The organism is Marinifilum sp. (genome assembly GCF_965230805.1).
In the GTDB taxonomy this organism is placed as follows: Bacteria; Bacteroidota; Bacteroidia; order Bacteroidales; family Marinifilaceae; genus Marinifilum.
The window spans coordinates 424,751-436,052 of sequence record NZ_OZ246019.1; the positions used below are offsets into that span (position 1 = coordinate 424,751).

Below are 11,302 nucleotides of genomic sequence, written 5' to 3' on the forward strand. Positions count from 1 at the left end.
TATGGCGTTAAAAATTAAAGCAAAAGAAGCAACAGCAATTATTAATTCTCTTTCGGGAGGTGTTGTGCCTAGAATCGGAGTTCAACATATAACAGTTGGTAGACAATTAGAGATTGAAGCATTCACACAAGCTTTAGACGATGTGAAAAATGGTCATAGTATGGTAAAGTTTTGGATTGGCGACTTTGGCTCTGGTAAATCTTTCATGCTTCACTTGCTAAATACTGTTGCTACAAAGCAAAAGTTTGTTGTTGCAAATGCTGATTTTACGCCTGATAACAGACTTTATTCAAATGATGGTAAAGCTCTGGTATTGTATAGTGCCATTATGGATAATATCGCTATTCAAACAAAACCAGAAGGTGGTGCATTACCAACCTTGCTTGATAAGTGGATTGAACAAGTTGTTTCAAAAACAGCTCAGGTAAATAATATTCCTGTAACTGAAATTAGAGATGAGAAATATTTCAATTTGATTCAGGAAAATATAATGCAAACCGTAAATGAGGTAACTGAAACTGGTGGCTTTGACTTTGGTGTGGTTGTTATAAAATATTACGAGGGATACATAAAAAATGATGAGTTCCTTCGCCGAAGTGCTTTAAAATGGTTGAAAGGAGAATACAGAACTAAAACCGAAGCTCGTCAGGATTTAGGTGTTCGTGAAATTGTAAATGATTTGAATTATTACGATATGCTTAAAAACTTCTGTCGCTTATTTGTTAGCATGGGTTACAGCGGTTTTATGATTAACCTTGATGAAGCAATAAACCTTTACAAGATTTCAACAGCAAACATGCGAGCTAAGAACTATGAAAAAGTTCTTTCAATTTTTAATGATTGCTTTCAAGGGAAAGTATCAAACTTGTTTATCAATTTTGCTGGAACTAAAGACTTCTTGGAAAATGAGCGACGTGGTTTATTTAGCTACGATGCTCTTAAAACTAGATTAGAAACTAATAAGTTTGAAACTTCAGAACATAGAGATTTAGCACAACCTGTAATCAAACTTGTTCCGTTAAATCACAATGAAATATTCGTCCTTCTAAAAAAACTGAAAGAAATATTCGATACGAATTTTGATGTTAGCATAAACATAAATGATGACGACATTCATTTGTTTATGGAAGAAATGTTTAATAAACCAGGTGCTGATGAATTTCTAACACCAAGGGAAGTAATTCGTGATTTTCTCAACATCTTAAGTATTCTAAGACAAAATCCAGATGCTGATAAAAAGTCGCTAATCTCGGATATTGAAATTACTGACGAAAGACCAGAAGAAGCACTTGTTGATGGAATAGAAGAATTGTAATGTCGTATAACCTATTATCAGAACCAATTCGTAAATATATCCGTGATAAACGGTGGGAATCGTTGCGTCCAATTCAGGCAGCAGCAATTTCGAAAATAATTTCGTCTGATAATAACTACATTCTTGCATCACGAACAGCATCAGGAAAAACAGAGGCAGCATTTTTACCAATTCTATCTAAAGCCGATTTTAATGCGGTAGGTGTTCAGGTGCTTTACATTTCTCCATTAATTGCATTAATAAATGACCAGTTCTATCGAATTGAAGATTTGTGTAAAGATTTGGAGATTTCGGTTACGAAATGGCATGGAGAAGCAAAGAAATCTTTAAAAACCAACCTGATAAAGAATCCAAACGGCATTGTTTTAATAACTCCTGAATCATTGGAAGCAATGTTTGTTAATGCTCCCTACAATGTTTCAACGTTATTTGGCAATTTGAAATATATCGTAATTGATGAAATCCATTCATTTCTTGGCGTTGACAGAGGATTACAGTTAATGTCAATCCTTTCAAGAATACAACAGGTCAACAGAAACAAAATAACTACAATAGGTTTATCAGCTACCATTGGAGACGATAATTACATTGAGGCTAAACGAATCACAGGTGATATTGATTCAACAAAAATTCTTTTAGATAGAGCAAAAAAAGAAACGGAAGCTAAATTCAAATATTTTAAGAATAGCTCTGCCGAATTATCCTTGGATTTGCTAAAGGATTTATACAAGGAAACAGCTTCAAATAAAGTGTTGATTTTCCCAAATAGCCGAGGAAGAACTGAAGAGGTTGCTGTAAAACTTCGCAAAATCTCAGATAGAGTAAACGGACATAAGTTCTATTACTCCCACCACTCTTCGGTTGATAAGGAAATTCGTGAGGGTATTGAGCATTTTGCAAAAAGCAATGAGCGATTTAATTTCTGCATTTCTTGTACTTCAACATTAGAACTTGGGATAGATATTGGCACAGTTGATAAGATTGTACAAATTGATTCTACGCATTCAGTTGCTTCATTGGTTCAACGAATTGGGCGAAGTGGACGACGAGAAGGAGAAAAAAGCATTGTCAACTTATATGCTACAGATAAATGGAGTTTGTTGCAATCATTAGCTTGTTGGAATCTTTATAAGTCTGAGTTTTTAGAGCCGATTAACACAGCTCAAAAACCTTTTGATATTCTTTTACATCAGTTATTATCAGTTGTAAAGCAACTTTCTGGTTGTTCAAGAACAGAATTATTTAAACGACTAAGAATTAATCCAACATTTATAGAGATTTCTGAAACCGAAATACAAAGCTTGATTGATAAGTTCATAGAACTGGACTATTTAGAAAAGGTTGACCGTGAACTGATACTTGGTATTGAAGGTGAAAATATTGTAAATTCTCGTGAGTTTTATAGTGTTTTCAAAACCGAACCAAATTTTAAAGTAATTCATTCGGGTAAAAAGATTGGAGATATTCCATTCTCTCCGCAGGTAAGGATTGACGAAAATATTCTACTTGCTGCAAAGATTTGGAAGATAAAAGATATTGACTTTAAAGGTTCAAAAATCATTGTAATTCCAGCTCGCGATGGAAAGAAACCAAAATTCTTCGGCGGAGGTGGTAATATTCATAAGCAGATTCGGGAAGAAATGCTTAGAATACTAAAAAGCAATGAAAATTACACCGAATTAGATGATAGCAGTAGTGAAGTTATTACCGAAATGAGGCATGATTTTAAAGGGTTTGCTATCAATGACTTTAAATATGATTGCCCTTTAATTGAAAAAGAAGGAAAGCTTTTATTATACACATTTACAGGTTCAAAGATTAATAAAAGTTTGAATTTCTTGTTAGCGTTAACAGGTATTGAACCATCCATTGATGACCATAGTAGTTCTTTTGAACTAGTAATAGATAAATCTGTATTTAGAGAACTGGTAAAAGAAGTCAACACGAAATATGAAAAGATTAACGATTACTTGATAGCAGAACTTAAAGAGAATGAATCATTAATTGGATTTTCTAAATGGGGAGAATTTTTACCATTGGAATATCAAGCTGATATTGTAAAAGAAAGATATTATGATTTTGAAAATGCTATTGATTTGATAAATAATATGAACTTAATTGAAACCGAGTGATATGCAGCCCACACAGCCAAGCACATTTGCAATTCGCACAAGCCAACACACGTCCAAAAATTACAAAAGAGCTTGTCTGTCTGCCACCGCTTTTTTGCCGACCCTAAAAACTATTTTTTTCGGGAACAGCAGTGCTTCGATTGAGCGATTTAGTGATTGTAAAAGACTGATAATTAACTAATAATGAATGAATACCAGCAGCTAATCGAGTAGGCAGCCGCTAGGCCATTAGCCTAGCGGAGAACCTCTCACACCACTGTACGTACGGGTCTCGTATACAGCGGTTCGTTAAGTTGTGGGGAAATTTTCTTGTAAATGTCAAGCATTGATTCGTAGCCACGCTTCTTCAATCGATCAAGAGTAATTGTAGTTCCAAGTATTGGACTTCGAGCAATTGCCCAACCTCCCATTCGAGAACGAGACCATGCATAGGCTTGACCCTGTTCTATTCCTAAACGAATCAGGTTTTTCCTTTTTCGTTCAGGCTTTTTCCAATGATGCCAGATACAATATCTGAGCCTGTTACGAACCCATCCATCAACATCTTGAAGTTTAACCAGCATACTAGCCATTCGGAAGTTGTTTACCCAACCTCTTTGAACCTCAGCAAGTTTTTGAATACGTTCTTCAAAACTCATAGGAGTCGTTTTGCGGGTGATGGTTTTTAGCTTTTGCTTTAAGTTTTTCCAACTCTTTTTGGAAACTACCAATTGATATTTGCCTCGTTCCCCTTTCTTGTAGGTTGGTACAAAGCCAAACCCTAAAAGGATGAAGTGAACTGGTCGGCGAATTCCACTCTTTTCCCTGTTGATTTTTAATTTTAGCTTGTCTCTTAAAAACTTGTAAATCGAATTCCCAACTTGTCGGGCTTGCGATTTTGTTTTAAAATAAATGCTAAAATCATCCGCATAGCGTACAAAGCGTAAGTTCTGGCGTTCCAGTTCTCTGTCCAGTTCATGCAACATGATATTGGACAAAAGAGGACTTAGTGGACTACCTTGTGGTACTCCTTTTCTTCGTTTGACCAGTTTGCCTTCAATTAAAATCGGGGCTCGCAGCCATTTACGAATCAGGCGCATTGTTTCTCTGCATTTTATCTTTCGATAAAGTAACTGCAATAGGTAGCAGTGATCCACTTCATCAAAGAAAGTTTGCAGGTCGATATCTACAATATGCTGAAAGCCATCGTTAATATATCCCTGTGCTTTCATGACTGCCTGATGCAGACTTCGCTTTGGTCGAAATCCAAAACTATTGTCTGAGAATTCAAACTCGAATTTTGCCGTGATGATCTGCAATACCGCTTGCTGAAGCAAACGATCGGTTACGGTCGGAATACCCAATAAGCGCATCTTTCCGTTCCCTTTTGGAATCTCCACACCTAAAATCGCATGGGGCAAATACTTTCCTGTACGAACCTTTTCAGTCAGCTCATCCCGATTAATCGACATGAGGTCTGTAAGTTTGGTTACAGGCATATGATCAACACCTGCAGAACCGTGGTTCTTTTGAACCCCGTACATGGCTCGTAATAAGTTCTTGCCTGTTAGTATTTGCTCAATCATTTTAATTACTTTTTCCCTGTTCCGCTTAATGCAAGGCTAGAATCATAAGAAAGCTTCCTTGCAACATTTGGAACAACTTAACGTTCAACCCTTCACTATTTTGTGAGACCTCCATGGTTTCTATTCATGGCTCGTTACCAATAGCTAATATGGTATCTGCTGACTTCTCAGTACAACTAACCCGTAGTTCCTGAGATATCCCCCGGTAAGAGCATTTTCCTTCCTCCAATTCCTGCCTGATCTACTACTTTGGTGTTTCTCTAAAAAAGAGTTAGGACGTCGACATGATGTGCTGCCTTATCCAACCTCATAGCCTCATATCAGGTTCCTGTTCGTCAGTACCGGATTTTGTAGTCTCGCTTCCTTCAGTGCATACCTCACGGTAAACCACCTTGCGACTTACTAATGCTTCCCAGAGTCACCTCGGCACATAAGGGACTTACACCCTCTGGAAAATTAACATACTTATTGTTAGCTCTTTTGACTAAATATTTGCATATTTAAACTTTTTCAAGAGCTTACAAATAAGTGTGCTCTTGCTCATGCAGGGCACACACACGCGGTCATAAAACATTGGGAGTTAAGAGGTTAATTAAACCTCAGTTCTCGCATCAAAGTTTATTGTATTTTGATAGTGAAGCAGCTCCGAATTTCCCAACGTTTCATACCGCCATCCGTTAGCAAACATTTAATCACCATTAAATTGATTAATACTAAAAATTGAATAAAGTGAATGAAAATTTAAGAATCCGTCGAATTGTTAGTATGCTTTTAGATCATTTTATTATGTGTATGATAATAGTACCTCCAATGATAATGCTTGCAACAACTGGAGAAGGTAAAACAGAAGGACTAGACAATAAATATGGAGTATTTATATTCTACTTTTTTATTTTCATTTATCTAAATAAAGATTTTTTCCAAGGAAAGAGCATCGCGAAAAGAATATTAGGATATCAAATAGTTGACCGAAAACGATGTGTAACCGCAAATGAATTTCAATGCTTTATTAGGAATCTTACCATTTGTATAGCTTGGCCTTTAGAAGTAATAATTAGCTTATTCAATCCACAAAGAAGAATAGGAGATTTTCTTGCAAATACTATGGTTATTAAAACTGAAAAACAAAAAATTAAATTAATTATTACTGATATAAAAACTGCCAAATTAAAGCTGAATTATATTGGCATTATACTAATAGCAATAGTTTACTTTTATGGACTTAACCTGTTATTTATTGAATGAAAAACGATTTGCTAATCGAGTAGATGGCCAGTGAGCTAACAGCCCACTGGTACACCTCTCACACCACCGTACGTACGGGTCTCGTATACGGCGGTTCGTTAGGTATCAGTGTCATCGCTCTTTACACCAACAACACCTTTGCCCGATTTTAGAATAAGGCTAGACTCAAATAAATGAGAGCTTCCTTATTGAATTTAAGACAACCTAACGTTCAGCCCTTCGCTACTTTGTGAGACCTCCACAGTTTCTATTTGTGGCTCATTTCCCGTAACTACTATGGCTTCTGCTGACTTCTTGTCATAACCAACTCGTGGTTGACAAGATCTCCCCTGGTAAGAGCATTTTCCTTCCTCCAATTCCTGCCTGATCTACTACTTTGGTGTTTCTCTAAAAAAGAGTTAGGACGTCGACATGATGTGCTGCCTTATCCAACCTCATAGCCTCATATCAGGTTCCTGTTCGTCAGTACCGGATTTTGTAGTCTCGCTTCCTTCAGTGCATACCTCACGGTAAACCACCTTGCGACTTACTAATGCTTCCGAGAGTCACCTCGGCACATAAGGGACTTGCACCCTCTGGAAAATTAACATACTTATTGTTAGCTCTTTTGACTAAATATTTGCATATTTAAACTTTTTCAAGAGCTTACAAATAAGTGTGCTCTTGCTCATGCAGGGCACACACAAAAGTTAAAATTAAAGGGCGGTGACGCTCAACTAGATAATGTAACAAAAACAATAAGCGTAAGCGGTTTTGATAAGGCAGTAGTTTTAAATCGCCCTCAAATTTTAGCAAGACCGTTGTGTGCCATTAGTAAAAACGACCTATTGACAAAGACAATTCAAATAATATTTAAGCATTACTTAATTGGATTGACCGCCATAATAATTGGAACGTGGATAATTGGAGAAATCCCAAGATGGTACACGATAGAACGAGATCTTATGGAGTGGATTGTTTCCATTATATCTATTCCGTTAATCGGACTGTTCTTCTCATGGAGGACAAAGATCCGACTTCAACGAACTGAACGAAAACTGTATTTCTATTCGGTTCTGATTCTCTTCATGACTTGGATATTAACATTGTATTCAAAAGCGGTTTTCACGGGACTTTACGCGACTTTTGAAAAAGGACAAGAGCAAGTTCTTGAAGCTATTGCAGGATATACAATTTATCAGCTTTGGATTTATGGCGGACTCGGACTAATCCATGGTTTAGTAGGCGGAATATTATTGAATTACGACTTGAAAAATAATTTAGAAAGAATAAAAAACGGCACACAATCGAGTAGATGGCCAGTGAGCTAACAGCCCACTGGTACACCTCTCACACCACCGTACGTACGGGTCTCGTATACGGCGGTTCGTTAGGTATCAGTGTCATCGCTCTTTACACCAACAACACCTTTGCCCGATTTTAGAATAAGGCTAGACTCAAATAAATGAGAGCTTCCTTATTGAATTTAAGACAACCTAACGTTCAGCCCTTCGCTACTTTGTGAGACCTCCACAGTTTCTATTTGTGGCTCATTTCCCGTAACTACTATGGCTTCTGCTGACTTCTTGTCATAACCAACTTGTGGTTGACAAGATCTCCCCTGGTAAGAGCATTTTCCTTCCTCCAATTCCTGCCTGATCTACTACTTTGCTGTTTCTCTAAAAAAGAGTTAGGACGTCGACATGATGTGCTGCCTTATCCAAGCTCATAGCCTCATATCAGGTTCCTGTTCGTCAGTACCGGATTTTGTAGTCTCGCTTCCTTCAGTGCATACCTCACGGTAAACCACCTTGCGACTTACTAATGCTTCCCAGAGTCACCTCGGCACATAAGGGACTTACACCCTCTGGAAAATTAACATACTTATTGTTAGCTCTTTTGACTAAATATTTGCATATTTAAACTTTTTCAAGAGCTTACAAATAAGTGTACTCTTGCTCATGCAGGGCACACACACGCAATATACGTAAGCCGGGTGATGTGGGTAATTAAAACTTTTGTACATTTAATAAAAATTGTAACGGGTTGATAAGTAGGTGCTCCGAAATCCTGGCCTCCGCATATTGCCACCGTTAGGTGCCATTAGACAAAACGCTACGAACGACTTAAACTTTAAATATGATTAAACAAATCAAAGATTCTCTTAGGGAATTATTTTTATTTTTTAGAAACCCAGATGATAAACCCTCGAGTAATCAGACATTAAGAGAAAAATCCTTAAAACTATTTTTGATTTTAATATTAGACCTTGCGATTGCGAGTCTATTTGCATTAGTATTATCAGCACTTGAGAAACAAGGATTGTTCTCAATGGAAAACCATAAGATAATAGAACTCCTAAAGTCAATGCCCAAGGGCGTAGTTTTTATTTCCTTTATAATTTTTGTACCAATTATTGAAGAACTTATATTCAGATTATATCTGCGATATAAAAACAATTATCTTCTTCGATTGATTGTTTCACTTTTTTATGTGGCAGGAAAAAACAGGAAAGAACGTATTGAAAAACAAATAAAGAAAGTATGGTATAAAAAATATGGTTATATATTTTATTTCTCCGCAATTTTGTTTGGGTTTGTACATATTTTCAACTTTAATTCAGACAAAAACCTATTACTACTTTTTCCTATAATAACTGCTCCACAAATATTCCTTGGATTGTTTGCTGGCTATTTAAGAGTACGTTTTAATTTGATTTGGGGATATTTTTTACATGCCATTCATAATTTGGTATTGCTTCTACCATTTCTCCTAGCAGGTAATAGTATTGGGTTATTAAATACTGATACAAACGAATATTCCATAAAAATAGAGGAGGTTTTTCAAAAGGATAATAAACAAGTAGCAAAATATTTTCCTGATTCAGTTTATTTTCAAAATTATAAGTTAAAGGATATTATCGCATACACGTCAAAAATGGATAATTGGTTGATTGAAGGAAACAACCTGGGCAAAATGAATCAAATACTTAATGTAGGATTTAAGAATAAAATAGATTCTAATTCGGTTGATAGACAGATTATTGAAAATGAATTGATTAGCTTATATAATTTTAAAATAGAAAATAAAAATAGAATTGATAGTGTTTGGACTATATTTATAGAGGATTCCTTAAAGCTAAATCAATTTAAAACAGATTCCATTAAAGGAAATTATTGGAGTTATTCAAATGACAGTGCAATCATTCATAGAGTTAATTTTGCAGGAATAGCTTTAGCAATACAAAACTCCCAAAAAAAGAAAGTATTTCTAAAAGACAATATTGCAGGAAGATTTAACATTAGACTAAATACTAAGAACTTAAAAGACCTTAGAATGGAATTAGATTCAATTTATGGTGTTAGTTTAGTTGAATCCATAGCAACAATTGAATATTTGAATATGAATTTTGAAAACAAAGAATAACGGCACCTAATCGAGTAGATGGCCAGTGAGCTAACAGCCCACTGGTACACCTCTCACACCACCGTACGTACGGGTCTCGTATGCGGCGGTTCGTTAGGTATCAGTGTCATCGCTCTTTGCACCAACAACACCTTTGCCCGATTTTAGAATAAGGCTAGTGTAAAGAATGCTAATTCCCCGAACTAATTTTTTGACCTATTTTCCTTTCTACTGCGTTAAGCTTTTTCGCCGTAGCTAAGGCTATGCCTGTAAACCTTGCCTTGTAAAAAGAAAAATATTTTCAAAAACTTTAATTCGTTTTATTAACACTCTTCACACTAGACTCAAATAAATGAGAGCTTCCTTATTGAATTTAAGACAACCTAAGGTTCAGCCCTTCGCTACATTGTGAGACCTCCACAGTTTCTATTTGTGGCTCATTTCCCGTAACTACTATGGCTTCTGCTGACTTCTTGCCATAACCAACTCGTGGTTGACAAGATCTCCCCTGGTAAGAGCATTTTCCTTCCTCCAATTCCTGCCTGATCTACTACTTTGGTGTTTCTCTAAAAAAGAGTTAGGACGTCGACATGATGTGCTGCCTTATCCAAGCTCATAGCCTCATATCAGGTTCCTGTTCGTCAGTACCGGATTTTGTAGTCTCGCTTCCTTCAGTGCATACCTCACGGTAAACCACCTTGCGACTTACTAATGCTTCCCAGAGTCACCTCGGCACATAAGGGACTTACACCCTCTGGAAAATTAACATACTTATTGTTAGCTCGTTTGATCAAATATTTGCATATTTAAACTTTTTCAAGAGCTTACAGATAAATGTGCTCTTGCTCATGCAGGGCACACACAAAAGTTAAAATTAAAGGGCGGTGATGCTCAACCAGATAATGAAACAAAAACAATAAACGCAAGCGGTGCTTGATAAGGTGGCGGTGGAATATCGCCCTCAAATTTTAGCAAAACCGTTGTGTGCAATAAGTGCAAGGGATACTGAATTGATTTTAATTTTAAAATAACAATGATATGGCAATGAAAAAAAAATATTTAATTATTGGATTATTAATTATTCTTTCATCAAAGGGATTTTGTCAGTTTGATAATTATATAAATGGCTATGTAGTTAAAGAGTCAAGAGACACTATTTTTGGAAAACTTAAAGATATGAGTGAGGAAAGAAGTTGTTTCAAAATAAAATTCATAGATTCCAATGGTAATAAGGTGAAATTTAAGGATGCCGAAGTATATGCGTATAAGAGAGGAACTGAATTATATTTCAAAAAAAGTTATGAACGTCCCATCTCTATTAGTAATATGCTGGGTTTTATGAAACTCATAGATACTGGGAAAGTTAAGTTGTTTCAATTTAGTTACGTGGTACAAAATGCAGGCACAATGAATGCAAATGGAGTAATGACAGGAGGGAGAAGTAGTTATCGACAAGATTATTATATAGAAAAAAATAATAGACTTTTGCTAGTCAGAAAAATGGGATTTAAGAATACAATGACAGAATACTTTTCTGACAATTCAGAATTAGCTGATAAAATTAGAAGTAAAGATCTGAAATATAGGGATATAAAGGAAATAGTACGAATGTATAATAGGAGTAAAGAGTAAATATTACTGCACACAATCGAGTAGATGGC

Annotated in this window: 7 protein-coding genes; 6 read left to right on the top strand and 1 reads right to left on the bottom strand. The window is 35.9% G+C overall.

What is annotated here, in order from left to right; translation table 11 throughout:
• Position 1: 1 nt before the first annotated feature.
• Positions 2 to 1,315, top strand: coding sequence for an ATP-binding protein (locus tag ACO05S_RS01710; RefSeq protein WP_421919819.1), 1,314 nt, complete (start codon positions 2 to 4; stop codon positions 1,313 to 1,315).
• Positions 1,315 to 3,447, top strand: coding sequence for a DEAD/DEAH box helicase (locus ACO05S_RS01715; RefSeq protein ID WP_421919820.1), 2,133 nt, complete (start codon positions 1,315 to 1,317; stop codon positions 3,445 to 3,447). The genes ACO05S_RS01710 and ACO05S_RS01715 overlap by 1 nt, the downstream gene beginning before the upstream one ends.
• Positions 3,448 to 3,695: 248 nt before the next feature.
• On the opposite strand, the gene ltrA is transcribed toward ACO05S_RS01715, so the two are convergent.
• On the bottom strand, positions 3,696 to 5,012 hold the full coding sequence (gene ltrA / locus ACO05S_RS01720) for a group II intron reverse transcriptase/maturase (protein WP_421919640.1): 1,317 nt from the start codon (positions 5,010 to 5,012) through the stop codon (positions 3,696 to 3,698).
• A 729-nt stretch (positions 5,013 to 5,741) separates the two neighbouring features.
• On the opposite strand from ltrA, the gene ACO05S_RS01725 reads away from it, so the two are divergent.
• The 4 genes from ACO05S_RS01725 to ACO05S_RS01740 all read left to right on the top strand — a co-directional run bounded on the left by ACO05S_RS01725 (position 5,742) and on the right by ACO05S_RS01740 (position 11,273).
• Complete coding sequence (locus tag ACO05S_RS01725; RefSeq protein WP_421919821.1) at positions 5,742 to 6,257, top strand: RDD family protein; 516 nt, start codon at positions 5,742 to 5,744, stop codon at positions 6,255 to 6,257.
• A 944-nt stretch (positions 6,258 to 7,201) separates the two neighbouring features.
• Complete coding sequence (locus ACO05S_RS01730; RefSeq protein ID WP_421919822.1) at positions 7,202 to 7,567, top strand: hypothetical protein; 366 nt, start codon at positions 7,202 to 7,204, stop codon at positions 7,565 to 7,567.
• Between the two features lie 808 nt (positions 7,568 to 8,375).
• Positions 8,376 to 9,662 (top strand): CPBP family intramembrane glutamic endopeptidase, encoded by a 1,287-nt coding sequence (locus ACO05S_RS01735; RefSeq protein ID WP_421919823.1) that lies wholly within the window; start codon positions 8,376 to 8,378, stop codon positions 9,660 to 9,662.
• 1,017 nt (positions 9,663 to 10,679) lie between these two features.
• Positions 10,680 to 11,273 (top strand): hypothetical protein, encoded by a 594-nt coding sequence (locus tag ACO05S_RS01740; RefSeq protein ID WP_421919824.1) that lies wholly within the window; start codon positions 10,680 to 10,682, stop codon positions 11,271 to 11,273.
• Positions 11,274 to 11,302: the final 29 nt, after the last annotated feature.

Bases quoted from the DNA above. Each gene is read 5' to 3' on its own strand.
- ltrA (WP_421919640.1), bottom strand. From the start codon at position 5,012: ATGATTGAGCAAATACTAACAGGCAAGAACTTATTACGAGCCATGTAC.
- ACO05S_RS01740 (WP_421919824.1), top strand. From the start codon at position 10,680: ATGGCAATGAAAAAAAAATATTTAATTATTGGATTATTAATTATTCTT.
- ACO05S_RS01730 (WP_421919822.1), top strand. From the start codon at position 7,202: ATGGAGTGGATTGTTTCCATTATATCTATTCCGTTAATCGGACTGTTC.
- ACO05S_RS01735 (WP_421919823.1), top strand. From the start codon at position 8,376: ATGATTAAACAAATCAAAGATTCTCTTAGGGAATTATTTTTATTTTTT.
- ACO05S_RS01715 (WP_421919820.1), top strand. From the start codon at position 1,315: ATGTCGTATAACCTATTATCAGAACCAATTCGTAAATATATCCGTGAT.
- ACO05S_RS01710 (WP_421919819.1), top strand. From the start codon at position 2: ATGGCGTTAAAAATTAAAGCAAAAGAAGCAACAGCAATTATTAATTCT.